The sequence below is a fragment of the Paenirhodobacter sp. genome (assembly GCF_047600745.1).
Taxonomy (GTDB): domain Bacteria; phylum Pseudomonadota; class Alphaproteobacteria; order Rhodobacterales; family Rhodobacteraceae; genus Rhodobacter.
The window spans coordinates 1,557,972-1,581,750 of record NZ_JASGKI010000004.1 but is presented as its reverse complement, the minus strand read 5'-3'; the positions used below and the strand labels follow the sequence as shown (position 1 = coordinate 1,581,750).

Here is a 23,779-nt window from a genome sequence, read left to right as displayed (position 1 = left end):
CTTGCGCATTTTCAAGCGCAGGAAACAAAAACCCCGCCCCGGGCGAAGCCGGCGCGGGGTTCGTCATGTCTTCCCGAACGGGAGATTACGCAGCCGCGGCAGCCTTCGCCTTTTCGACGATGGCCGCAAAAGCTTCGGGCTCGTGGATGGCCAGATCGGCCAGAACCTTGCGGTCCACCTCGATCCCGGCCAGAGCCAGACCGTTGATGAAGCGCGAGTAGGTCATTTCCAGATCAACGGCCCGGACGGCGGCGTTGATACGCTGGATCCACAGCGCGCGGAAGTTGCGCTTGCGCTGCTTGCGGTCGCGGGTGGCGTATTGGTTCGCCTTGTCGACCGCCTGGGTCGCGGTGCGGAAGTTCCGCGAGCGGGCCGAGTAATAGCCCTTGGCGGCCTTCAGGACCTTCTTGTGCGCGGCGTGAGTGACCTTGCCGGATTTGACGCGTGCCATGTGTCAGGTCTCCTGATCAGCGGTTGTAGGGCATGTATTTCTTGACGATCTTCGCGTCCGCATCGGACAGGATCATCGTGCCCGCGCTGTCGCGGATGAACTTCGTCGAGCGCTTGATCATGCCGTGGCGCTTGCCGGCAGGGCCCGCGACAACCTTGCCGGTCGCCGTGAACTTGAACCGCTTCTTGGCGGCCGATTTGGTCTTCATCTTGGGCATTTCCATCTCCTCTTCCGAGTGGTGAATGTGCGACTCGGCATGCCACATCGGCCGGCCGCACATGACGTCAGGGGGCGGCCATTACAGGACCGCCCCGCGCTTGGCAAGGGTCATTCCGGATCTGTGCGGAAGATCAGCCGCTCGTCGCAGGGCGCGACGCGCAGGATGTTCGTCGTGCCCTGCACGTTGAAGGGCACGCCCGCGACGACGACGATCTGGTTCGTCTCGTCGGCAAAGCCATAGTCGCGCGCGGCGCGGGCGGCGTTGACCACCGCCATCTTGAACCGCTCGACCTCCTCCGAATGCACCGTATGCACCCCCCACCGCAGGCAGAGTCGGCGCAGCGCAACGGTTTCCGGCGAAAGCGCGATGATCGGCACCCGGGGCCGTTCGCGCGCGATCAGCGCCACCGTCTTGCCAGTCTGCGTATAGCAGCAGATCGCGGAAATATCGGTGGATTCCGCGATCTCGCGCGCGGCGGCGACGATCCCGTCGGCGACGGTCTGGCGCTTCACCTGCCGCGATGCCTCGATCACCTCGCGATAGGTGGTGTCGCCCTCGACCGATTGCGCCACGGCGTTCATCGTCTGGACCGCCTCGATCGGATAGCGCCCGGCGGCGGATTCGGCCGAAAGCATGATCGCATCGGCGCCCTCATAGATCGCCGTCGCCACGTCGGAAACCTCGGCGCGGGTGGGCATCGGGCTTTCGATCATGCTTTCGAGCATCTGCGTCGCGACGATCACCGGCTTCGCGGCGGCGCGGCATTTGCGCACCAGACGCTTCTGGATCGGCGGCACCGCCTCGACCGGCAGCTCCACGCCCAGATCGCCGCGCGCGACCATCACCCCGTCCGAGACCTCAAGGATCGCATCAAAGGCGCGTTCGGCGGCGGGTTTTTCGATCTTCGACAGCACGGCGGCACGCCCGCGCGCAAGCTCCTTCGCCTCGATCACATCCTCGGGGCGCTGCACGAAGCTGAGCGCGAGCCAGTCCACCCCGATCGAACAGGCGAATTCCAGATCGGCCCGGTCCTTTTCCGACAGCGCCGCCAGCGGCAGCACCACATCGGGCACGTTCACGCCCTTGCGGTTGGAGATCGTGCCGCCCGTGGTCACCTGACATTCGGCGAAATCCGGGCCGCAATGGACGACCTTCATCCGGATCTTGCCATCGTTCACCAGCAGCCGCGCGCCGGGTTCCAGCGCGGCGAAAATCTCCGGATGCGGCAGGCAGACACGATGGCTGTCGCCCTCCGCCGGGTCGAGGTCGAAGCGGAACTGTTCGCCCTCCTCCAGATCGGCGGCCCCGGCGGCAAAGGTGCCGACCCGCAGCTTCGGGCCCTGAAGGTCGGCCAGAATGGCGATCGGGCGGCCGGTATCGGCCTCGATCTGCCGGATGATGTCGTGCCGCACCTTCTGCTCGGCATGGGTGCCGTGGCTCATGTTCAGGCGGAACACGTCCGCGCCGGCTTCAAACAGGGCGCGGATGGTCTTGTAGTCGGAAGATGACGGGCCGAGCGTGGCCACGATCTTGACGTTGCGAAGGCGTCTCATTCTGCCTCGATGCTTAAGTTTCAAACACTTCGTGGCGCAGGACCAGCTATGGCGCAATTTCCGCGCGCAGGCAACTGGCTCCCCGCCGCATGCTGCCGTAAATCTCTCGTGACAGAAACAGGCGACGCAATCATGACCATCAGCGAAAATTCTGCCTATCATATCATCAGCGAAGGCCGGAACAGCCGCTGGCTGGTGACGGTGGACCATGCCACGAACCGGGTGCCGGACTGGGTTTCGGGCGGCGATCTGGGCGTCGCGCCCGCTGATATGGCGCGCCATATCGCCTATGACGTCGGGGCCCTGGGGGTGGGCGTGGCGCTGGCCGGGCGGCTGAACGCGCCGCTGATCCACAGCGATTTTTCCCGGCTGGTGATCGACCCGAACCGGGGCGAAGACGATCCGACGCTGGTGATGCAGATCTATGACGGAACGGTCATCCCGGCGAATCGCGCCATATCGGCGACCGGGGTCGAGACCCGCCTGACCCATCTGCACCGCCCCTATCACGCTGCGCTGGCGGCGCAGGCCGCGCGCCGCCCGGATACAGTGATCTGCGCCGTGCATTCCTTCACCCCGCGGCTGCGCGGCCTGCCGCCCCGGCCCTGGGAAGTGGGGATCCTGTCCTCGCCCAAGGATCGCCGTCTGGCCGAACCGCTGATCGCCGCGCTGGCGGCGGAGGGGCTGAACGTCGGTGACAACGAACCCTATGCGGGGCACCTTGACGGCGATTCGATCGACCGCCACGCGCTGGCGCCCCGCCGCCCCAACGTGCTGATCGAAATCCGCAACGACCTGATCCGCGATCCCGCCGGACAGGCCGAATGGGGCGAACGGCTGGCGCCGGTGCTGGAAATGGTGCTGGCGGACAGCGGTTTGTAGGACGCGCAGACCCATGGGTCTGTAGTCGGGCTGACACCGCCGACCGCTATGCGGGACAAACCGGACGTTGAAGCCAGTCGGTTCATCCTGCATTGTCAGGCGCGGAGGGGCAACCATGCACATATCACCGACGGGGCGGATCAGGGACGTATTCGGATGGAATTGCTTTCCGGATTCGCTGTTTTACGAGGCGAAATATGCGCTGCGATTCGATCTCGGTGGAGAGATGCCTTCACATCCACTCAGATTTCTGAGGGCGATGGATCGCGCCAGAGAGGTGGCCGCGACGGTCTTTGAGCAGTCACTAAACTTGACTGCCATCGTCTGCTACTACGATGGTGAGCGCAGATCGTCCCGAGCGGCGTCATCCTTCAAGGCGTTGGCACAGATCGGATTTCAGGCGGAATTTAGCAAGCCTGAGCGCATTCCCCTTAACGACCGGGACTATATCGCGGAGTTTGGCGAAGATCTTTGCGCCTATTGGTGCAGCGCGGAAATGAAGCGTTCGTGTGAAGATCGAGACGCTTTGCTATGGGCATGCACGGCACGCGAGATCGGTATTTTCCCGAAGGCGAGATGGTTGAGCAGGATCTACATCGTCGATTTCGACCGGGGCGTCGTCCTGAACGTTTACGATGATCGAGGCATGGATCTCGCTGCTCTTGACCCCGACAAGCTGCGTCCAGCCTATCACGCGTTCAGTGAATGGCTGTTGGATCATGACCGTGAGAGAATGATTATGACCTTCAAGTCCAGAGACACGAGTGACGGCTAAGGGCTCAAATCATCGTCCGAACTGAGCAAACCGATAGCAGGGAAACAGGGCTTCACCCCCGAGGATCAGAAGACGGTCCGAGCGACAGCGCAGGCCCCGCGGGAGCGGGGCCGCCTTTGGTCAGATCGCGTTTTTGCGGGCTTCTTCGATGTAGATTTCGCGCAGGCGTTTCGAGAGTTTGCCGGGCTTGCCGTCGCCCAACACCACGCCGTCGACCTCGACGATCGGCATGACGAAGGCGGAGGCGGAGGTGTAGAAGGCTTCGTCGGCCTGTTGTGCTTCGGCGATGGTGAAGGGGCGTTCCTCGATCTTCATCTGCCGCTCCGCGAGGATCTTCATCAGCGCGGCGCGGGTGATACCGTGCAGGATGTCGTTCGACAGCGGGCGGGTGATGATCGTGTCGCCCTTGACGATATAGCAGTTGTTCGACGACCCTTCGGTGACGAAACCGTCCTCGACGAACCAGGCGTCATCCTTGCCCGCGGCTTCGGCGGCCATTTTCGACAGCGACGCCCAAAGCAGCTGAACCGTCTTGATGTCGCGCCGGTGCCAGCGCAGATCCGGCACCGAAATCACCTTCACGCCCTTTTCGACCTTCGGGCCGTCGAGCATATGCGGCTGTTCCTGCGTATAGAGCACCACGGTCGGCGGGGTGCCGGCGGGCGGGAAGTGGAAGTCCCGGTCCCCGGCATTGCCGCGCGAGACCTGAAGGTAGACGCCGCCGAGCGTCAGCCCGTTTTCCGCGACCAGCCTGCGGTGGATCGCCAGCCATTCCTCCGGCGTGATGTCGCAGGTGATCTGCAATTCCCGCAGCGAGCGCGCCAGCCGCGCCATATGGCCGTCGAAATCGGTCAGCTTGCCGTCGAGGACGCAGGTCACCTCATAGACCGCATCCCCCATCACGAAGCCCCGGTCGAAGATCGAGACCTTCGCCTCCTCCTCGGGCAGATATTCGCCATTCAGATAGACGATGCGGCTCATGCGTGTCTCCTTAGCCCCACAGGCCCGGTTCGGGCGGGAATACCTTGCCACCCTCGTAGCGGAGCGGCGCGTCGCGGTCTTCGGCCAGAAGCAGCGGCCCGTCAAGGTCAACCACCTCCGCGCCCTGCGCCGCCAGCACCGCGGGCGCCATGGCGAGCGAGGATCCCACCATGCAGCCGACCATCACCTGATAGCCCTCCGCCCGGGCCAGGTCGCGCAGCGCGAGCGCCTCGGTCAGGCCGCCGGTCTTGTCGAGCTTGATGTTGATCATGTCGTATTTGCCCTTCAGATGGGCGAGGCTCGCGCGGTCGTGGCAGCTTTCGTCGGCGCAGACCGGCACCAGACGGTCGAGCCCGATCAGATCCTCGTCTGCCGCCGCAGGCAGGGGCTGTTCCACCAGCGCGACGCCCAGCCGCCGCAGATGCGGCGCGAGGTCGAGATAGACCTCCTTCGTCCAGCCCTCGTTCGCATCGACGATGATCGTGGCCTCCGGCGCGCCCGCCCGCACCGCCTCCAGCCGGGGCATGTCGTCGGGCGTGCCGAGCTTGATCTTCAGCAGCGGGCGATGCGCATTCTCCGCAGCCTTGCGCCGCATCGTTTCCGGGGCCGCCAGCGAGAGCGTATAGGCCGTGGTCAGCGGCCCCGGCGCGGGCAGGCCCGCGATCTCCCAGGCGCGTTTCCCCGCCGCCTTCGCCTCCAGATCCCACAGCGCGCAATCCACCGCATTGCGCGCCGCGCCGGGGGGCAGGGCGTGCTGTAGCTCCGCCCGGGTGATCCCCCCCGGGCAGGCTTTCGATCTGTGCGGTCACGCTGTCGAGGCTCTCGCCATAGCGCGCATAGGGCACGCATTCGCCCCAGCCGAGGATGCCGTCGCGGGTGATCCGGACGGTGAGCACCCTGGCCTCCGTCCGGCTCCCGCGCGAAATGGTGAAGACTTCGGCCAGCCGGAACACATCCGCGGTGACGGTGATCATCTGTCTTCTCCCGTCAGATCGCGGCCAGCGCATCGACCAGCTTCGCCGCGCCGAAGCGGAACGGATCGGTGGCGGGCAGGCCCATGTCCGCTTCGACCTGCGCCAGATAGGCCACCGCTTCGGCCTCGGCCATGTGCTGGGTGTTGACCGAAATCCCCACCACCTTGCAGGCCGGATTGCCCACCTGCGCCAGCCGCAGCGCGACATCGCGCAGATCGGCGAGCGAGGGCAGGGTATAGCCGGGCAGGCCGCGCATATGGGGCCGCGTCGGTTCGTGGCACAGCACCAGCGCATCGGGCTGCCCGCCATGCACCAGCGCCAGCGTCACCCCGGAATAGGAGACGTGGAACAGGCTGCCCTGACCCTCGATCAGATCCCAGTGGTCGGCATCATTGTCGGGCGTCAGGTATTCGACCGACCCGGCCATGAAATCGGCGATCACCGCATCCAGCGGCACGCCGTCGCCGGTGATCAGGATGCCGGTCTGGCCGGTGGCGCGGAAGGTCGCCTTCTGCCCCCGGGCGCGCAGCTCCTTTTCCATGCACAGCGCGGTATACATCTTGCCCACCGAACAATCGGTGCCGACGGCCAGCATCCGCTTGCCGCTGCGCTTCACGCCATTCGCGATCGGATATTGCACCGAGGGCACACGCACGTCATGCAGTTCCCGGCCATGCTCCCGCGCCACCGCCACCAGTTCGGGTTCGTCGCGCAGCAGGTTATGCAGGCCCGAGGCCAGGTCGAACCCCTGTTCCAGCGCCGTCACCAGCACCTCTTTCCACGCGGGTGAAATGATGCCGCCGCGATTCGCCACGCCGATCACCAGCGTCCTGCACCCCGCCGCCTTCGCCTGCATCAGGTCCATGTCCGGCAGGCCCATATCCGCCTTGCAGCCCGGCATCCGGTATTGGCCCAGGGCATAATCGGGGCGCCAGTCCCTGATGCCCTGCGCGACCTTGGCGGCCAGCTGGTCGGGCGCATCGCCCAGGAACAGAAGGTAGGGGGGTTTGATCAGCGACATGTGGTCCTCGTATCCTGTCGGGAGGGCGCCCGGTTTCCGGGCCATTCGCCACACAATAGCGCGGGGCGCCGGAATTTCTTGGGAAAAATGCGCGGGGGCGGGGGATGCGACGCAGATTCTTGCGCCTCTGATCCGCTTGGCCGCGGAATTGTGCGCCGGGGGTGGTTCGACGGATTCGGCCGTTCCTGAGGGCCGATTCTGCGGGTGCATCCTCAGGCTTGCGGTGCTGCGCGCAATATTATATCCCGCAATCGAACCATATCGAAACATCGTTACCGTGAGGGAATATGAGCTTTCGTGTCCAGCCAGCCGCGCCCGCCCGTCCGAACCGTTGCCAGTTGTTCGGTCCCGGCTCCCGCCCGGCGATCTTTGAAAAGATGGCGCAATCGGCGGCGGATGTGATCAACCTCGACCTTGAGGATGCGGTGGCGCCCGATGACAAGCCGCAGGCGCGGCGCAACATCATCCAGGCGAGCCACGAGGTCGATTGGGGCGACAAATACCTGTCGGTGCGGATCAACGGGCTCGACACGCCCTATTGGTATCGCGACATCGTTGAACTGCTGGAAGAGGGTTCCGAGCGGATCGACCAGATCATGATCCCGAAGGTGGGCTGCGCCGCCGATGTCTATGCGGTCGATGCGCTGGTGACGGCGGTCGAGGCGGCGAAGGGCCGCAAGAAGCACATCAGCCTGGAGGTGATCATCGAGACCGCCGCCGGCATCGCCCATGTCGAGGAAATCGCGGCCGCATCCCCCCGGCTTCAGGCGATGAGCCTTGGCGCGGCGGATTTCGCCGCCTCGATGGGGATGGCCACCACCGGCATCGGCGGGACGCAGGAAAACTACTACATGATCCGCGAGGGCCAGAAATACTGGGCCGATCCGTGGCACTGGGCGCAGACGGCGATCGTGGCGGCCTGCCGCACGCATGGCCTGCTGCCGGTGGACGGCCCGTTCGGCGATTTCTCGGATGACGAGGGCTTCCGCGCGCAGGCGCTGCGCTCCGCCACGTTGGGCATGGTGGGCAAATGGGCGATCCATCCGAAGCAGGTCGCACTGGCCAACGAGGTCTTCACGCCCTCCGAAGCCGCGGTGACCGAGGCGCGCGAAATCCTCGCCGCGATGGAGAAAGCCAAGGCCGAAGGTGCGGGCGCGGCGGTCTACAAGGGCAGATTGGTTGATTTGGCGTCCATCCGGCAAGCAGAGGTTATTGTCAGGCAGGCAGAAATGATTAAAGCTTAGGCAAATCGTGAACGGCAATTCACGAGCGAATCGGCTCCCGGAGCGGCAGGAAGGGGAGGTCCTGCCTGCATGAGGGAACCTGAACGCCCCGGGCCCCGGTCCGGGGCGTTTCCATTTACCGCTGCGGGCCGCCTTGGTTGCATTTCCGCCGCCGTCTGGGCATATAGACGCCACCGCGTAACGGAGGGTTGCGATGACCACCTATCTCGAGTTCGAAAAACCGCTGGCCGAAATCGAAGGCAAGGCGGAGGAACTGCGGGCGCTCGCACGCGCCAACGAAGAGATGGATGTCGAGAAGGAAGCGGCCGCGCTCGACAAGAAAGCCGCGACCATGCTGCACGATCTTTACAAGGATCTGTCGCCCTGGCGCAAGACGCAGGTGGCGCGCCATCCCGACCGGCCGCATTGCAAGGATTACATCGAGGCGATCTTCACCGAATACACGCCGCTGGCGGGGGACCGGAACTTTGCCGACGATCACGCGGTGATGGGCGGGCTGGCGCGGTTCAACGATCAGCCGGTGGTGGTGATCGGTCATGAGAAGGGCACCGATACCGCCAGCCGGATCGAGCGCAACTTCGGCATGGCGCGCCCCGAGGGCTATCGCAAGGCGATCCGGCTGATGGACATGGCGGACCGCTTCCGGCTGCCGGTGATCACGCTGGTCGACACCCCCGGCGCCTATCCGGGCAAGGGCGCGGAGGAACGCGGGCAGGCCGAGGCGATCGCGCGTTCGACCGAGAAGTGCCTGACCATCGGCGTGCCGCTGATCTCGGTCATCATCGGCGAGGGCGGTTCGGGCGGCGCGGTGGCCTTCGCCACGGCGAACCGGATCGCGATGCTGGAACATTCCGTCTATTCGGTGATCTCGCCCGAGGGCTGCGCCTCGATCCTGTGGAAGGATGCCGAGAAGATGCGTGAGGCCGCCGAGGCGCTGCGCCTGACCGCGCAGGATCTGAAGAAACTCGCGGTGATCGACCGGATCATCAAGGAACCGCTGGGCGGCGCGCAGCGCGACCGCGCGGCGACTATCGCGGCGGTGGGGTCGGAAATCGCCTTCATGCTGGACGAACTGAAGGGCAGGAAGCCCGCCGATCTGATCAAGGACCGGCGCAGGAAATTCCTGGACATGGGCTCGAAGGGGCTCGCGGCCTGACGGCCCTGCCGGTCGTGGCGGGGCTGAAGGAAATCGGCTGGGGGATCGGGATGCAATATTCCGAAGGCTTCACCCGGCTGTGGCCTTGGCCTGATCCACCTCGGCTTCTGGAACGCGCGGCGCGCGACATGCCGTATGCGGTCTGGGGCGGGATCGGCACCGCCGTCATGGCGATGGGGCTTCGGCGCGTGCTGGGCATCACGCTGAAGCGCGTCTGAGTCACTTCACCACGAAGCCATGGGCGAAGGGGTCGCGGTCGTCGATCATGATCGTGTTGAACCCGGTCTGCCGCGCCCATCCGGCGACCGAGGGCACGATGGCGCCGAAGCTCCCGACCTGCGTCTGTGCCTCCACCCGGCCCTTGAAGATCGACCCGATGATGGATTCGTGCCAGAATTCATCGCCGGTGCTCAGCTTCCCCTTCGCCGCCAGTTGCGCGATCCGGGCCGAGGTGCCGGTGCCGCAGGGGCTGCGGTCGATCGCCTTGTCGCCGTAAAGCACGGCGTTGCGGCCATGGGCGCCGGGCTGTGTCGGTGCGCCGGTCCATTGGATATGATGCACGCCGCGGATTTCCGGATGCAGCGGGTGGATGAATTCATACCGCGCCGCAATCGCATCGCGCAGCCGGTTGCCCAGCACGATCAGGTCGGAGGCGGAGTAATCCGCCATGTCGCGGTAACTTTTCTGCGGCTCGACGATGGCATAGAAATTGCCGCCATAGGCCACGTCGAAGACCACCTCGCCCAGCCCCTCGACCTCGGCGGTCAGCCCCTCCGCCATCAGGAAGGAAGGCACATTGGTCAGCCGGACCTCCTCGACGAAGCGGCCCTCCTGCCGATAGGCGATGTCGACCTTGCCCGCCGGGGTTTCGATCGACAACCGCCCGGGCGCGCGCGGCGTGATCAGGCCGTTCTCGATCCCCATGGTGATGGTGCCGATGGTGCCGTGGCCGCACATCGGCAGGCAGCCCGAGGTTTCGATGAACAGCACGGCGACGTCGCAATCCTCCCGCATCGGCGGATAGAGGATCGAGCCCGACATCATGTCGTGCCCGCGCGGCTCGAACATCAGCCCGGTGCGGATCCAGTCGAACTCGCGCAGGAAATGAGCGCGTTTTTCCAGCATGTTGGCCCCCACCAGCCGCGGCCCGCCCCCCGCGACCAGCCGCACCGGATTGCCGCAGGTATGCCCGTCGATGCAGGAGAAGGTATGCACGGCCATGTCAGAACCTTTCGGGGGAGAACGGGGTGATGTCGATCGGCGGGCGCTGCCCGGTGAGCAGATCGGCCACGATCCGCGCCATGGCGGGGGATTGCGTCAGGCCCAGATGGCCGTTGCCGAAGGCATGGATCACCCGGGGCGTCCGGGCGGGACCAAGCGCAGGCAGGCTGTCGGGGAGCGAGGGGCGAAAGCCCATCCATTGCGTGCCGCCCTCGGTGCGCAGGCCGGGCAGGAAGGCGGCGGCCTTGCGCAGCATCGCCTCGGACCGGCGGAAGTTCGGCGGCAGCTCCAGCCCGCCCAGTTCGACCGCCCCGCCGACCCGGATCCCGGTGGAGAGCCGGGTGACGACGAAGCCATGCCCGCCGAAGGTCACCTGACAGCGCAGATCAAACGCGCCGGGGGCAGGGTGGTGTTGTAGCCGCGCTCGGTCTCCAGCGGGATCTTTTCGCCGATGCTGCGTGCGATCCGGTGCGAAAACGCCCCGGCCGCCAGCACCACATGCCCCGCGCGGCGCCCGGCCACGGTGACGCCGGTGGCATCGGGGAGCAGGGCGGTGACCTCGGCGATGTCGATCACCCCGCCGATGGCGCGGAAATGTTCGGCCAGCGCGAGGGTGTAGAGTTTCGGATCCGCGATCGAATACCAGCCGGGGGTGAAGGTGCCATGGGTGAAGCGGGGCGCAAGGCCGGGCTGCACGGCGGCCATTTCGGCGGCTGTCATGTGCTGAAAGGCGATGCCGTGGCGGGCGCGGGCCTCCCATCCCGGCAGGCTCGCGCGGAACTGCGCCTCGCCCTCGTAGACCTCAAGGTTGCCATCCCGGCGCAGCATCGGCAGCGTGCCGGTGGCGGTAAGGAACGGTTCCAGTTCCGCCTTCGCCAGATCCATCATCGCCGTCTGCGCCGCGACCGAGGCCGCCACCCGCCCCGGCGCACAGGCACGCCAGAACCGCCACAGCCAGGGCGCGATGCCGAAGGCATAGGCGGGCGGGATGGTCAGCGGCCCGAGCGGATCCAGGAGCCATTTCGGTGCCTTCTTCAGGATCCCGGGCGAGGCTAGCGGCAGGATGTCGGTAAAGGCAAAGGCCCCGGCATTACCCGCCGAAGCCCCCGCCGCCGGGCCTTCGCGGTCCAGCACCGTGACCGACAGCCCCCGCATCCGCGCCGCGATGGCACAGGACAGCCCGACGACCCCCGCACCGACGACGATGACATCGGTCATTGCAGATCCTCGGGCAAAAGCGCCTCGGGCATGTTCTGATAGCTGACCGGGCGCAGGAAGCGCCGGATCGCCATCGTGCCGACAGAGGTCGCGCCGAAATTCGTGCTGGCGGGGTAGGGGCCGCCGTGGACCATGGCGTCGCAGACCTCGACCCCGGTGGGAAAGCCGTTGACCAGCACCCGGCCCGCCTTGCGCTCCAGCACCGGGCGCAGGCGGCGCGCGAGGGTGAGGTCATCGGCATCCATGTGCAGTGTCGCGGTCAGTTGCCCCTCGAAGCCACGGGCGAGGGTCAGCATCTCCTCGGGGCCGCGGGTGCGGACGATCACGCCGACCGGACCAAAGATTTCCTCACCCAGCAGCGGGTCGGAGAGGAATTCGGCAGCGGTGGTTTCAAACACATTGGGCAGGGCACTGCGGCCCTCGGCGCTGGTGGTGAACAGCGCGCGGACGGTGTTGCGGGCCGCGAGCCGCGCGACCCCCGCGCGGTAGGCGGCGGCGATGCCATCGGTCAGCATCACCTGCGGGCCGCTCCGCGCCAGCGCATCGACGGCGGCATTCACGAACCGGTCGCCATCGGCGCCTTCGGGGGCGATGACCACGCCCGGGTTGGTGCAGAATTGCCCCGCGCCCATGGTGAGCGATCCGGCCCAGCCGGTGCCCAGGCTTTCGGCCCGGGCGGCCAGGGCGGCGGGCAGCAGGAACATCGGGTTCACCGCGCCCAATTCGCCGAAGAAGGGGATCGGTTCGGGCCGACGGGCGCAGAGGTCGAACAGCGCGCGCCCGCCGCCGAGCGAGCCGGTGAAGCCCACGGCCTTGATCAGCGGATGGGTGACCAGCGCCGCGCCGAGTTCATGCCCCGAGCCCTGCACCAGCGAGAACACCCCGGGATCGACCCCGCATTCGCGGATCGCGGCATGGATCGCCTCGGCCACCAGTTCGGAGGTGCCCGGATGCGCCGGATGACCCTTGACCACCACCGGACAGCCCGCCGCCAGCGCCGAGGCCGTGTCGCCCCCCGCCGTCGAGAAAGCCAGCGGGAAGTTCGAAGCGCCGAACACCGCGACCGGGCCGACCGGCTGCTGCATCAGACGGATTTCCGGGCGCGGCGGCTGGCGCTCCGGCAGGGCGGAATCGGTGCGGCGGTCCAGATAGTCCGGGCTTTCGATGAAATCGGCGAACAGGCGCAGCTGCCCCGTGGTGCGGCCCCGTTCCCCGGTCAGGCGCGCTTCGGGCAGGCCGGATTCCTGATGGGCGATTCCGGTCAGGGCGTCGCCGCGTTCCTCGATCCGCGCGGCAATGGCGCGCAGGAAGGCCGCGCGGGTGGCGCGGGTGGTGTAACCATAGCTCCAGAACGCCGCTTCGGCGGCTTCGGCTGCGCGGGCAATCAGATCGGCGGAACCTTCGGAGAACCGATGCGCCGGGCCGCTGGCGGGGGAGGAGGCGAAGGTGCTCTCCCCCGCGATCCAGTTTCCGGCGATCAGGTGCCTGCCATGCGGTGTGAAGCTCATCCGTCCGTCCCCCGGTTTTCCGCCATCATAGATATTGCATTTTATTTGTCGACAATTATGCGCACCCTCGGCCAGCGCCCGTAGCCGGGCGAGGCGTTCGGCGGCGACGGGGATGCCCGCCGCGCGTTCGGCCCGGATGCGGTGGCGCCGCTCGCCGGGGAAATGGTCGAGCCCGGCCGCGCGCATCTTCGCGATCAGCGTTTCGGCGCGCAGGCCGAAGGGCAGGCCGCCCGCCCGCGCCGGGTCGATGCCCAGAAACAGTTGTCCGGTATGCGGGGTGGCCGCGCCGGGGTGGCCGGACCAGTCGAACTCCCAGGAGAAATTCCCGCCGCCGAGCCCCGCGCAGAGCAGCTCGACCATCATCGAGATCAGCGACCCCTTGTGTCCGCCAAAGGGCACCAGCGCCCCGCCGTCGAGGATCGCCGCCGGATCGCCGGTCGGATGGCCGTCGCGGTCCACCCCGGTGCCGGGCGGCAGCATCCGGCCTTCGCGCCGGGCCACCTGCACATCGCCATGCGCGGTGGTGGTGGTGGCCATGTCGAAGACCAGCACGCCCTCCTGCCCTGCCGGCGCGGCCAGCGCCAGCGGGTTGGTGCCGAACACCGGCCGTTTCGCCCCCGCAGGCACCGAGCAGGTCATCGAATTGATCATCGCGATGGCGATCAGCCCCTCTTCGGCGAAGGGCTCGACATCGGGCCAGAGCGCGGCCAGATGGTGTGAATTGCGGATCCCCAGCATGGCGATGCCGTTGTCGCGGATCTTGCGCACGAAGGCGGGGCGGGCGGCGGCCAGCGCGGCCTGGGTGAAGCCGTTCGCCGCATCGGCCATCAGGCAGCCGGGGGCGCGGTCCTCGACCACCGGCACGGCGGTGCCATCGACCCAGCCCGAGCGCAGCGAGGCGAGGTAGCCCTCGATCCGGAACAGGCCATGGCTGACCGAGCCGTCGCGTTCCGCCGCAACGCAATTCGCCGCCAGAATCGCGGCAACCTCCTCGCAGCAGCCGTTTTGCAGGAATATCCGGCGGACGAGGGCGCGCAGGTCGTCCTCTGACAGGAGGTCATCGGTCATCGGGGTCTCCTTCTTCCGCCTCGGGGCTTTCGCCGCAGGGAAAGCCGCCGCGCCGCGGAAGTCAACCGCGGGTGGGCGGGGACATTTTGCACGGCCATCGGAACACCCCGCCCGGCCAAGGCGGTTTTCGGCTGACCCGAGGTCACCACCCGCCAACAGCCCTTGCGGGCCGCGACGGGCCACCGCATCTTTCTGGGCATCTGAGGAGGCAGTCGTGGCGCGACCGGAACGTGAACAGATCCTGGGGGTCATCCTGGCGGGGGGGCTTGCCCGCAGGATGGGCGGCGGCGACAAGGGGCGGCTCCGGCTCGGTCCGCGCAGCCTGATCGAGCACGTCCGGCTGCGGACGGCGCCGCAGGTGGGGCGGCTGGTGCTGAATGCGAATGGCGATCCGGCGCGCTTTGCCGATCTGGGCCTGCCGGTGGTGGCGGATGGCGTGCCGGGCTATCCGGGGCCGCTGGCGGGGATTCTGGCGGGGATGGACCGGGCGGCGGGCGCGGGGTTCAGCCATGTGCTGACGGTGGCGGCCGATACGCCGTTCCCGCCCGAAACGCTGGCGGCGGATCTGGCGGCGGCGCTGGACCCCGCGCCGATCGCGATCGCGGTGTCCGGGGGGCGGCGGCAGCCGGTGTTTGGCCTCTGGCCGGTCGCGCTGCGCGAGGATCTGCGGCGGGCGCTGGTGGCGGGGGTGTCGAAGGTGATGCAATGGGCCGGGCCGCAGGGCGTCGCCGAGGCGGCGTTCCCGGAGGGCAGCTTTCTCAACGTCAACACGCCTGACGATCTTGAGCAGGCGCGGCGGCAGGTGGAGGGCTGAACCATGCGGCTGGCGGCGGTGGTGTTCGACGACGACAGTGTGGATACGGTGATGGCCGATGCGCTGGCCGCACTGCCCGGCAAGCGGGTTCTGGGCTATCTTCAGACCCGCCGCGACCAGAACGATTGCGACTGTTCGCAGATCGCGCTGACGGCGCTGCATGACGGCTCGCGGCGGGTGATCACGCAAAACCTCGGCCGTGAATCGCAGGGGTGCAGCCTGGATCCCGCCGCGTTGGCGGAGGTTGCGGGCCTGCTGGAGACGCAGCTTTCCGGGAGGCCGGATCTGCTGGTGCTGAACCGGTTCGGCAAGATCGAGGCGGAGGGCGGCGGCATGCGGGCCGTGCTGGAACAGGCGCTGGAGGCCGGGATCCCGATTCTGCTGGCGGTGAACCGGAAACATCTTCCGGCGTGGCGCGACTATTGTGGCGGGCTGGCGGAGGAATTGCCCTGCGACGTGGACACGATCCGGAATTTCGCTCTAACCGCATGATATTATAAGGGTTTCCGGAAACACATTCATCGTTTCCGGGGTGTGAGGCAACCCCGCCAATTCCTTTCAATTGTCCGTTGCCCGCCCGATTTCAGCCCGAATTCGCCGTCAGAAACTGGTCAAGAAATTGCTCCTGCTGTGGAAAATGTCATGGACCGCCTGACCGAGATGGAAGCCTTCATTGCCGTTGTGGACCAGGGCGGTTTCACCGATGCCGCCCGCAAGCTCGGCCTGTCGAAATCCGCGGTGTCGAAATACGTTTCGGCGCTGGAAACCCGCCTGGGGGCGCGGCTGCTCGACCGCACGACCCGGCGGGTCGCGCCGACGGAGGTGGGCCTGGCCTATTACGACCGCGCGCATCGGGTGGTGACCGATGCGTCGGACGCGGATTCGCTGGTCAGTGCGCTGCACGCGCCGCCCGCCGGACGGCTGCGGATTTCGGCGCCGGGGGATTTCGGTGTGGCGGGCCTTGCCCCGGCGCTGAACCGGTTCCTGGCGGCCTATCCCGAGGTGACGGCGAATGTCTCGCTGGAGACGCAGGCCCCGACCGAGGGGATGGATGTGGAGATCCGTGTCGGCGGCGTGGATCCGGCGCCGAACGTGCATCGGCTGGCACAGGCGACCCGGCGGCTGGTGGCCTCGCCCGCCTATCTGGAGAAATTCGGCCGTCCGGCGCGGATCGACGATCTGAACAGCCACAAGCTGCTGCATTTTTCCAGCCAGTCCGACGGCAATGTGTGGCAGATCGTGGCACCCTCGGGCGAGCGGCGTCTGGTGCGGGCGGGCGGCTGGCTGACGGTCGGGGATGGCCGGGCGCTGGTCGAGGCCTGTGTCGCCGGGCTGGGAATCGCCTGGCTGCCCGGCTATCTGACCGCCGCCGACCTGGCCGCGGGGCGGATCGAGGAGGTGATCCCCGGCCTGCCGCCTGAGGTCGAGACGATCAGCGCGGTGGTGCCCTCGGTCCGCTATACGCCGCCGAAGGCGCGGGCGCTGATCGACTTCCTGATCCGCGATTTCGCCAGCGCGGGCCCCGGGGCGTGGTGATCAGCGCAGGGCGGTCAGCACCACCTCCACGCGCCGGTTCCGCTCCTGCCCCTCGGGCGTGAGGTTGCTGGCGCGCGGGGCCAGCCATCCCGCCCCTTCGGCCGTGACCTGCGCGGCATTGACGCCATAGGACTGCACGAGCCGGTTCCGCACCGCCTCCGCGCGCTTGCGCGAGACCGCGATATTCGCGTCCAGGCTGCCCGTCGTATCGGTATGGCCGACCAGCACGATCCGCGCGGTGGGGCGGGTCGCCAGATAATCGGCCAGCGCCCGCATCGAGTCGAACTCCCGGGTGTCGAGCGTGGTCGCGCCGCTCTTGAACACGAGGTCATCCAGCGCGACGACGCCCTGCGCCTCGATCCGCGTGCCGAAATCGGAGACGGTCGCGGGCCGGGCCGGTGGCGGCGCAAGGCCATTGTCCGGCACCGCCGCGGTGATCGCGCCCTGCGCGACGGTGGTCAGGTTGACGAAGCCCGATTCGGAACTGCGCGAGACCGTCAGCGCCAGCCACTCCCCCCCGCGCCGCGCCGCGAGATAGCGGAAATCGCCGAGGTCGATGTGCATCTGCGGTTCCTGCACCAGGTCGAGCGCATAACGGAAATCGAACCCGCCGCAGTCATCGGTCGCGCATTCGTAAAGCAGGGTATAGCCCGCCGCCTCGATCTGCGCGCGCAGCGGGGCGAGGATCTGCAAGGTCGTCTGCTGGTTCGCGCGCAGCCGCCAGGCGGTATCGGTCCGCGCCCCTTCCAGCGCGGTCGCGGCACCGCCCTCCGGGGTCCAGGCGCCGGTCAGCAGCCGGTAGGTCGTCGCGGGCGAGGAATATTGCGCGGTCTGCGCCGCATCCGTGCCAGGCCGCAGCGCGACCGGCTCCGCCAGCGCCGGGCCGGCCAGAAGCAGGGCGAGAGCAAGCGCCTTCATTCGCTGGCCTCGCGGCGGTAGTGGTAATGGCTGGTCGGCTGCATCCCCATCCCGGTATAAAGCGCATTGGCCGGGCCGTTCGCCCGGGTCACCACCAGCGCGAGCGTCTCTGCCCCCTCGGCCTTGGCCCAGCGGGTGGCCTCGGCCATGATCGCGGCGGCGAGCCCCATGCGTTGAAAGGCGGGCAGCACCACCAGCCCGTGCAGCATCGCCGTGCCGCCGTGGATCGCGATGAAGGCCGCCCCCGCCGCCCGGTCCTGCCGCCGCCCGAGGATCGCGACCTTGGGCGCCGGGGCGCGCTCCGCCACCGCCTGCCGGGAGGGGCCGATGCCGCAGCTGTCCCAGACCTCGCGCGTGATGGCGAGGGGCGGCCAATGCGCGAAGGCGGTGACGGGGGGCACATTATCGGCCAGCGCGGCGAGCGGCGCGGTGTAGATCGTCACCGGATCGAACGGCTCATACCCCCGCACGGCCAGCGCCGCATCCAGCGCCTCTTCCCCCGGGCGCACGATGAATTTCGGCGGCTGGCCCAGGGCGCGATGCGCGGCGGCGGCGCTGTCGATATCGGCTTCGGCAAAGGGCACTTCCAGGCTGGCCGAACTGACCCGCGAGCCGCCGCCCCGGCCTTCGCGGATGCGGAAGCCCCCGGCCATGTGGCTGGCGGCGGCGGGCCATGTGGCGTCGAGCACGTCGAACAGGGTCATTTGCCCTCCGGGAACGTCGCGCGCAGCGCGGCGAAGGCGGCCCCGACCGCCGCCGGATCTGTCCCCCGCACCACCAGATTGGTGCCGAACTGCCCGGTTTCGGTGATGAAGGGATAGGAGCCCATCGACACCTCCGGATGCGCCCCGGCCAGCGCGCGCAGCGCATCGGCCGCCGCGGATTCGGGCCGCAACACCCGGAGGCTGTGCGTCACCAGCGGAGCGCCCTGCCCAAGCCGCGGCAGCAGCCCCGCCACCATCGCCTGAAACACATCCGGCACCCCGGCCATGACATGGCAGTTGCCGATGCTGAACCCCGGCGCCGCCGAAACGGGGTTTTCGATCAGCGTCGCGCCCTCGGGGATCCGGGCCATCCGCATCCGGGCCTCGGTGAATTCGGCGCCGCGCGCGGCGTAATGGGCGGCAAGAATCGCGTGGGCATCCGCGCGCACCCCGATCGGCTGGCCGAAGGCCTCGGCCACGGCATCGGCGGTGATGTCGTCATGCGTCGGCCCGATGCCGCCCGAGGTGAACAGATGGTCATGCGCGCCGGACAATTCCCGCACCGCCGTGGTGATTGTCGCATGCTCGTCCCCGATCACCCGGATCTGCCGCAGCGTGATGCCCGCCTTCGCAAGCTCCCCCGCCAGAAACCAGGCATTCCCCTCCCGGGTGCGCCCGGTAAGGATCTCGTCGCCGATGATCAGGATCGCTGCGGTCGGATTGGGCATCTGGGGCCTCCTTTGCCCGATGTATAGAACCGGGGGCGCGGCCGGGGAAGCCCGGCTCTGGTAAAACCTCGGGCAGGGGGCTATCTAGGGGCCAGCAATTGCAGGAGAAGGCCAGTGGAAGAGAAGCCGGGGCGCGTCACCAGGGACGGCATTCGCATCTACAACACTACAAGCGATTTCGACGGAATCCGGGCCGCCTGCCAGGTCACCGCGCAGATCCTTGACGAGGTGGCCGATCTGGTCAACCCGGGGATCACCACGGCCGAACTGGACGATTTCATCCGCCACCGGCTGGTGGAGCTTGGCACCACTTCGGCGACGATCGGCTATCGGGGCTACAAGCATGCCTCCTGCATCTCGGTGAACCATGTGGTGTGCCATGGCATCCCGGCGGACAAGGTGCTGCACGACGGCGATATTCTGAACATCGACGTGACGGTGATCCGCGACGGCTGGTTCGGCGACAGTTCGCGGATGTATGTGGCGGGCAACCTCAACCGCAAGGCGGAGCGGCTGATCGACGTGACCTATGAGGCGCTGATGCTTGGCATCGAACAGGTCCGGCCGGGCAACACCTTTGGCGACATCGGCCATGCGATCCAGCAATATGTCGAGGGCAACCGGATGAGCGTGGTGCGCGATTTCTGCGGCCATGGCGTCGGGCGGGTGTTCCACGCGCCGCCGAACGTGCTGCACTACGGCCGCCCGGGCACGGGCGCGGTGCTGGAGGAGGGCATGATCTTCACCATCGAGCCGATGGTGAATCTCGGCCGTCCGGATACCAAGGTGCTGGCCGATGACTGGACCGCCGTGACGCGGGACAAGTCGCTTTCGGCGCAGTTCGAGCATTGCGTCGGCGTGACGGCGGACGGCTGCGAGATCTTCACCCTCTCGCCCGCGAACCGCTTCCACCCGACCTGGCGTTAAGTTCCGGGGCGTTAGATCCCCAGCAGGCCGGGCACGTCGAACATCGAGCCGACGATTTCGGCGCCCACCCCGGCCAGCGCGGGGCTGGCGCCCTGCGGCGCATAACCCAGAACGCGCATTCCCGCCGCCACCCCGGCGCGCGCACCGGTGGCGGTGTCTTCCATGACCACGCAATGCGCGGGATCGGCGCCCAGGCTGCGCGCGGCGATCAGATACAGGTCCGGCGCGGGTTTCGGACAGCCCAGATCCTGCCCCGAGAACAGCCGGTCCTTCAGTTTCGCCCAGATCGCCGGATGCTGGCCCAGCGTCGCCTCCATTTTCATCCGTCGCCCGTTCGAGCCCACCGCATAGGGGACGCCGGTCGCATCCAGCCGGTCGAGCAGCTCCGGCACGCCGGGCATCAGGGCGGTGCCTTCGGCCAGCCGCGCGCACATCCGGGCATAGAAGGTGTCCGCCCAGTCGGCGGGCAGGTCCGCGCCCTTCGCCCGGGCATAGGCGCCGGTTTCCGCGATCGTATGGCCGAGGAACAGCGGCTCCAGCTCCGCAATGGTCATCGACAGGCCATGCGCCGCGAACTCTTCCTGAATCAGGCCGAAGGTGACGGGTTCGCTGTCGACAAGCACGCCGTCGCAGTCGAAAAGAACAGCCTGGGGTTTCATGCGGGGGCCTTCGCAAGGGTGATGGTGGTATCGCCGTAGCGGCGCTGGTCGATCTGTTCGAGCGGGGCGGGAACTGTAGGCGGCGCGCTGTCCTCCCACACGATCATGGCGCCGGGCGCGATCCAGCCCCCCGCAAGACAGGAGGCCAGAGCCCGTTCGCCAAGCCCCATGCCATAGGGCGGATCGAGGAAGATCAGGTCGTAGCCCGCGCCCCGGCATGGCCCCATGTTCGTGGCATCGCGGCGCCACACATCGGTGACGCCCATCGCCCGCATCAATTCGATGTTGCGGCGCAGGAGCACCCGCGCTGGGGTGCCTTCGTCGACGAAGGCCACCCGCGCCGCGCCGCGCGACAGGGCCTCAAGCCCGAGCGCGCCGGTGCCCGCGAACAGGTCGAGCACACGCGCCCCGGGAATCGGGTTGCCGTGGGTGCCGTTGACGAGGAGGTTGAAAATCGCCTCCCGCACCCGGTCCGTGGTGGGCCGCAGGTGATTGCGGGCATCGCCCTCGCCAACCTCCGCGAGCTTCAATCCGCGTTTTTCGCCACCGATGATCCGCATTCTTGGGGCTCCGGATGTTCCGTTGGGGCCGGTGCAAGGCCGTTGCTTCGCCTCTGCTAGCATCCGCCCGCCGTATTGGCCACCACCTTGGCCACGCCAACCGGGCCGGGCGAGAAGGTCGGGCCGCTGGTCCGGCCCGCGAATCGGTGCGTGCTGGGCATATGGCGGCGGGTGCGGGGTGTCGTCATCGGCCCTCCGGCGCCCCCGCTGTGGGCGAACCGCCGCGCCTTTGCGCCGGGATGAACAGAGAATCTGCGGTATCCCGTGGTTCTTTACAGGTTGTTAGCCTGTTCAGAGGATGCTGGTCGGGATTGTTACGGAGTGTCCGATGTCGCAACGCGCCTTTCCGCCCCAGGATCCGTTCGACCCTGCCCTGACGAGCCCGCTCGATTACGCGATCGCGCGCCGAGATAGCGAGGTTCTGTCGATGGTGCAACGCGCGCTGGACCAGCGCGAGGTGCTGCTGGCGTTCCAGCCCATCGTTCAGACCGCGCGGCCCGGTCAACCGGCGTTTCACGAGGGCCTGATCCGGCTCCTGGACAAATCCGGGCGGATCATCCCCGCGCGCGATTTTATCGGCGAGGTCGAAACCAATGAAACCGGGCGCCGCATCGACTGCCTCGCGCTGGAACTGGGGCTGAAGGCGCTGGCGGAGGATCCGACGTTGCGGCTGGCCATCAACATGTCGGCGCGCTCGATCGGCTATCCGCAGTGGCAGCGGACGCTGAAATCCGGCCTGGCGCAGGATGCGACGGTGGCCGAGCGGCTGATTTTGGAAATCACCGAAAGTTCGGCGATGCAGATGCCGGAAATCGTCATCGCGTTCATGACCGAATTGCAGGAGCGCGGGGTCAGCTTCGCGCTCGACGATTTCGGCGCGGGATATACCTCGTTCCGTTACCTGCGGGAGTTCTATTTCGACATCCTGAAGATCGACGGCCAGTTCATCCGCGGGATCGCCGAGAACCGGGACAATCAGGTTCTGACCGCCGCCCTGATCTCGATCGCGCGGCATTTCGAGATGTTTACCGTCGCGGAGGCCGTCGAGAACGCGGCGGACGCGGCCTATCTGACCGAAATCGGCGTCGATTGCATGCAGGGCTATTACTTCGGCGCGCCGAGCGTCATGCCGCCCTGGAAACTGTCCGAGGCAGCGACCGTGCGCAGCGCCTGATCTGCACCCGGGGCTGCGGGGGCGGGCCATGGACCGCGCGGCCGTTCTGCGGGATCGCCGGTTGAAATCCGAAATTTATCAAACGGATCGCTTCGGGAGGGGCGGGGTTCGGCCTGTGCGGCGCGCATTTCCTGATGCGCTTTTTGTCTCCGCTTGGGGAATCCGCTTGACCTGATCCTCCGGTCGGGCATCCTTCCCGGCGAGACCCCGGGCGCCATCGCCCGGGCATCCTGTGAGGAGAGGATCCATGACCAACGTCGTAATCGTTTCGGCTGCCCGCACGGCAGTCGGCAGCTTCAACGGCTCTTTCGCCAACACCCCCGCGCATGAACTCGGTGCCGCGGTGCTCGAAGCGGTTGTCGCGCGCGCGGGAATCGAAAAGGCGGAGGTCTCCGAAACGATCCTTGGCCAGGTGCTGACCGCGGCGCAGGGCCAGAACCCGGCCCGTCAGGCCCATATCCGTGCCGGATTGCCGGTCGAATCGGCGGCCTGGGGCCTCAATCAGGTGTGCGGCTCGGGGCTGCGGGCCGTGGCGCTCGGCGCGCAACAGATCGCACTGGGCGATGCGTCGATCGTCATTGCCGGCGGTCAGGAAAGCATGTCGCTGTCCACCCATGCTGCCTATCTGCGCGCGGGCCAGAAGATGGGCGACATGAAGTTCATCGACACGATGATCCGCGACGGGCTTTGGGAGGCGTTCCACGGCTATCACATGGGCCAGACCGCCGAAAACGTGGCCGCGCAGTTCCAGATCTCTCGCGAGATGCAGGACGAATTCGCGCTTGCCTCGCAGAACAAGGCCGAAGCCGCGCAGAAGGCCGGGCTGTTCAAGGACGAGATCACGCCCTTCACCGTCAAGACCCGCAAGGGCGATATTGTCGTTGATTCGGATGAATACATCCGCCATGGCGCGACGCTCGACGGGATGCAGAAACTGAAACCCGCCTTCGTCAAGGACGGCACGGTCACCGCCGGGAATGCGTCGGGGATCAACGATGGGGCCGCGGCGGTGCTGCTGATGAGCGAGGCCGAGGCCGAGAAGCGCGGGCTGAAGCCGATGGCGCGCATCGCCTCTTGGGCTACGGCGGGGGTTGATCCGACGATCATGGGGACGGGTCCGATCCCGGCCTCGCGCAAGGCGCTGGAAAAGGCGGGCTGGTCGGCCTCCGATCTTGATCTGATCGAGGCGAACGAGGCCTTTGCCGCGCAGGCCTGTGCCGTGAACAAGGAAATGGGCTGGGATCTGTCGAAGGTGAACGTCAACGGCGGGGCGATCGCCATCGGCCACCCGATCGGCGCCTCGGGGGCGCGCATTCTCAACACGCTTCTGTTCCAGATGCAGCGGTCGGGCGCGCGCAAGGGCCTTGCCACCCTGTGCATCGGCGGCGGCATGGGCGTTGCCATGTGTCTCGAAGGGCTCTGATCACGGCGAAGGCTCCGCTGCGTAATATCATTGCGCAGCGGAAAAACACTTCGTAACAATGTTA

The 23,779-nt window shown here is 67.3% G+C and carries 24 protein-coding genes and 3 pseudogenes; 11 read left to right on the top strand and 16 right to left on the bottom strand.

Annotated features, from left to right (window positions below; all coding sequences use genetic code 11):
* Positions 1-85: 85 nt before the first annotated feature.
* From rplT to pyk, 3 genes are all read right to left on the bottom strand, one after another.
* A complete protein-coding gene (rplT, locus tag QM789_RS16420) occupies positions 86-451 on the bottom strand; it encodes a 50S ribosomal protein L20 (RefSeq protein WP_420352914.1) in 366 nt (121 codons plus the stop codon).
* 16 nt (positions 452-467) lie between these two features.
* The gene (rpmI, locus tag QM789_RS16415; protein WP_420352913.1) at positions 468-668 is read right to left on the bottom strand and encodes a 50S ribosomal protein L35; all 201 of its coding nucleotides are present in this window, start codon (positions 666-668) and stop codon (positions 468-470) included.
* Between the two features lie 110 nt (positions 669-778).
* A complete protein-coding gene (gene pyk, locus QM789_RS16410) occupies positions 779-2,224 on the bottom strand; it encodes a pyruvate kinase (protein WP_420352912.1) in 1,446 nt (481 codons plus the stop codon).
* Positions 2,225-2,356: 132 nt separating this feature from the next.
* Here pyk and QM789_RS16405 point away from each other — a divergent pair, with 132 nt between their 5' ends.
* Positions 2,357-3,106, top strand: coding sequence for an N-formylglutamate amidohydrolase (locus QM789_RS16405; RefSeq protein ID WP_420352911.1), 750 nt, complete (start codon positions 2,357-2,359; stop codon positions 3,104-3,106).
* Between the two features lie 115 nt (positions 3,107-3,221).
* Positions 3,222-3,881: a DUF3885 domain-containing protein gene (locus tag QM789_RS16400; RefSeq protein WP_420352910.1), complete on the top strand. Its 660-nt coding sequence runs from the start codon at positions 3,222-3,224 to the stop codon at positions 3,879-3,881.
* Between the two features lie 120 nt (positions 3,882-4,001).
* Here the strand turns inward: QM789_RS16400 and QM789_RS16395 are convergent, their stop codons facing one another.
* From QM789_RS16395 to dgcN, 3 genes and pseudogenes are all read right to left on the bottom strand, one after another.
* Complete coding sequence (locus QM789_RS16395; RefSeq protein ID WP_420352909.1) at positions 4,002-4,862, bottom strand: D-amino-acid transaminase; 861 nt, start codon at positions 4,860-4,862, stop codon at positions 4,002-4,004.
* Positions 4,863-4,872: 10 nt separating this feature from the next.
* A pseudogene (gene dgcA / locus QM789_RS16390) lies at positions 4,873-5,836 on the bottom strand (N-acetyl-D-Glu racemase DgcA).
* Between the two features lie 13 nt (positions 5,837-5,849).
* Positions 5,850-6,851 carry an N-acetyltransferase DgcN gene (gene dgcN, locus QM789_RS16385; protein WP_420353329.1) on the bottom strand — a complete coding sequence of 334 codons (1,002 nt, stop codon included), beginning with the start codon at positions 6,849-6,851 and terminating at the stop codon, positions 5,850-5,852.
* Positions 6,852-7,144: 293 nt separating this feature from the next.
* Between dgcN and QM789_RS16380 the strand changes: the two genes are divergently transcribed.
* The 3 genes from QM789_RS16380 to QM789_RS16370 all read left to right on the top strand — a co-directional run bounded on the left by QM789_RS16380 (position 7,145) and on the right by QM789_RS16370 (position 9,475).
* Positions 7,145-8,101: an L-malyl-CoA/beta-methylmalyl-CoA lyase gene (locus QM789_RS16380; RefSeq protein WP_420352908.1), complete on the top strand. Its 957-nt coding sequence runs from the start codon at positions 7,145-7,147 to the stop codon at positions 8,099-8,101.
* Positions 8,102-8,294: 193 nt separating this feature from the next.
* Positions 8,295-9,257 carry an acetyl-CoA carboxylase carboxyltransferase subunit alpha gene (locus QM789_RS16375; RefSeq protein ID WP_420352907.1) on the top strand — a complete coding sequence of 321 codons (963 nt, stop codon included), beginning with the start codon at positions 8,295-8,297 and terminating at the stop codon, positions 9,255-9,257.
* Positions 9,258-9,307: 50 nt separating this feature from the next.
* Positions 9,308-9,475, top strand: coding sequence for a hypothetical protein (locus QM789_RS16370; protein WP_420352906.1), 168 nt, complete (start codon positions 9,308-9,310; stop codon positions 9,473-9,475).
* 1 nt (position 9,476) lies between these two features.
* On the opposite strand, the gene QM789_RS16365 is transcribed toward QM789_RS16370, so the two are convergent.
* The 4 genes and pseudogenes from QM789_RS16365 to QM789_RS16350 form a co-directional block, all read right to left on the bottom strand.
* Positions 9,477-10,478, bottom strand: a complete 1,002-nt coding sequence (locus QM789_RS16365) for a 4-hydroxyproline epimerase (protein WP_420352905.1) — start codon at positions 10,476-10,478, stop codon at positions 9,477-9,479.
* Positions 10,479-10,596: 118 nt separating this feature from the next.
* Positions 10,597-11,696 (bottom strand): annotated as a pseudogene (locus QM789_RS16360) (NAD(P)/FAD-dependent oxidoreductase); the annotation flags it as partial.
* A complete protein-coding gene (locus QM789_RS16355; protein WP_420353328.1) occupies positions 11,693-13,204 on the bottom strand; it encodes an aldehyde dehydrogenase (NADP(+)) in 1,512 nt (503 codons plus the stop codon). The pseudogene QM789_RS16360 and the gene QM789_RS16355, both read right to left, overlap by 4 nt.
* Before the next feature lie 93 nt (positions 13,205-13,297).
* Positions 13,298-14,272: pseudogene (locus QM789_RS16350) on the bottom strand (Ldh family oxidoreductase); the annotation flags it as partial.
* A gap of 214 nt (positions 14,273-14,486) precedes the next feature.
* Between QM789_RS16350 and mobA the strand changes: the two are divergent.
* The 3 genes from mobA (at position 14,487) to QM789_RS16335 (ending at position 16,622) form a co-directional block, all read left to right on the top strand.
* Positions 14,487-15,086, top strand: a complete 600-nt coding sequence (mobA, locus tag QM789_RS16345) for a molybdenum cofactor guanylyltransferase MobA (protein ID WP_420352904.1) — start codon at positions 14,487-14,489, stop codon at positions 15,084-15,086.
* Between the two features lie 3 nt (positions 15,087-15,089).
* The gene (locus QM789_RS16340; RefSeq protein ID WP_420352903.1) at positions 15,090-15,578 is read left to right on the top strand and encodes a DUF2478 domain-containing protein; all 489 of its coding nucleotides are present in this window, start codon (positions 15,090-15,092) and stop codon (positions 15,576-15,578) included.
* Between the two features lie 150 nt (positions 15,579-15,728).
* Complete coding sequence (locus QM789_RS16335) at positions 15,729-16,622, top strand: LysR family transcriptional regulator (protein WP_420352902.1); 894 nt, start codon at positions 15,729-15,731, stop codon at positions 16,620-16,622.
* Here QM789_RS16335 and QM789_RS16330 read toward each other — a convergent pair whose 3' ends face one another.
* Genes QM789_RS16330 through QM789_RS16320 form a run of 3 tightly spaced genes read right to left on the bottom strand, consistent with a single transcriptional unit; the run spans position 16,623 to position 18,972 of the window.
* Positions 16,623-17,540, bottom strand: a complete 918-nt coding sequence (locus QM789_RS16330; RefSeq protein WP_420352901.1) for an OmpA family protein — start codon at positions 17,538-17,540, stop codon at positions 16,623-16,625.
* On the bottom strand, positions 17,537-18,244 hold the full coding sequence (locus QM789_RS16325) for a GNAT family N-acetyltransferase (protein WP_420352900.1): 708 nt from the start codon (positions 18,242-18,244) through the stop codon (positions 17,537-17,539). The genes QM789_RS16330 and QM789_RS16325 overlap by 4 nt, the downstream gene beginning before the upstream one ends.
* On the bottom strand, positions 18,241-18,972 hold the full coding sequence (locus QM789_RS16320) for a competence/damage-inducible protein A (protein WP_420352899.1): 732 nt from the start codon (positions 18,970-18,972) through the stop codon (positions 18,241-18,243). Before QM789_RS16320 ends, QM789_RS16325 begins: the two co-directional genes overlap by 4 nt.
* Before the next feature lie 114 nt (positions 18,973-19,086).
* On the opposite strand from QM789_RS16320, the gene map reads away from it, so the two are divergent.
* On the top strand, positions 19,087-19,899 hold the full coding sequence (map, locus tag QM789_RS16315; protein WP_420352898.1) for a type I methionyl aminopeptidase: 813 nt from the start codon (positions 19,087-19,089) through the stop codon (positions 19,897-19,899).
* An 11-nt stretch (positions 19,900-19,910) separates the two neighbouring features.
* Here the strand turns inward: map and QM789_RS16310 are convergent, their stop codons facing one another.
* From QM789_RS16310 to QM789_RS16300, 3 genes are read right to left on the bottom strand one after another with little or no spacing between them, the layout of a single operon-like run.
* Complete coding sequence (locus QM789_RS16310; protein WP_420352897.1) at positions 19,911-20,558, bottom strand: HAD family hydrolase; 648 nt, start codon at positions 20,556-20,558, stop codon at positions 19,911-19,913.
* Complete coding sequence (gene rsmD, locus QM789_RS16305; protein WP_420352896.1) at positions 20,555-21,118, bottom strand: 16S rRNA (guanine(966)-N(2))-methyltransferase RsmD; 564 nt, start codon at positions 21,116-21,118, stop codon at positions 20,555-20,557. Before rsmD ends, QM789_RS16310 begins: the two co-directional genes overlap by 4 nt.
* A gap of 56 nt (positions 21,119-21,174) precedes the next feature.
* Entirely contained in the window at positions 21,175-21,306 is a 132-nt protein-coding gene (locus tag QM789_RS16300) for a hypothetical protein (protein ID WP_420352895.1), read from the bottom strand.
* A 140-nt stretch (positions 21,307-21,446) separates the two neighbouring features.
* Here QM789_RS16300 and QM789_RS16295 point away from each other — a divergent pair, with 140 nt between their 5' ends.
* Both QM789_RS16295 and QM789_RS16290 read left to right on the top strand, forming a co-directional pair.
* Entirely contained in the window at positions 21,447-22,292 is an 846-nt protein-coding gene (locus QM789_RS16295; RefSeq protein WP_420352894.1) for an EAL domain-containing protein, read from the top strand.
* A gap of 247 nt (positions 22,293-22,539) precedes the next feature.
* The gene (locus tag QM789_RS16290) at positions 22,540-23,715 is read left to right on the top strand and encodes an acetyl-CoA C-acetyltransferase (RefSeq protein WP_420352893.1); all 1,176 of its coding nucleotides are present in this window, start codon (positions 22,540-22,542) and stop codon (positions 23,713-23,715) included.
* Positions 23,716-23,779 lie beyond the last annotated feature (64 nt).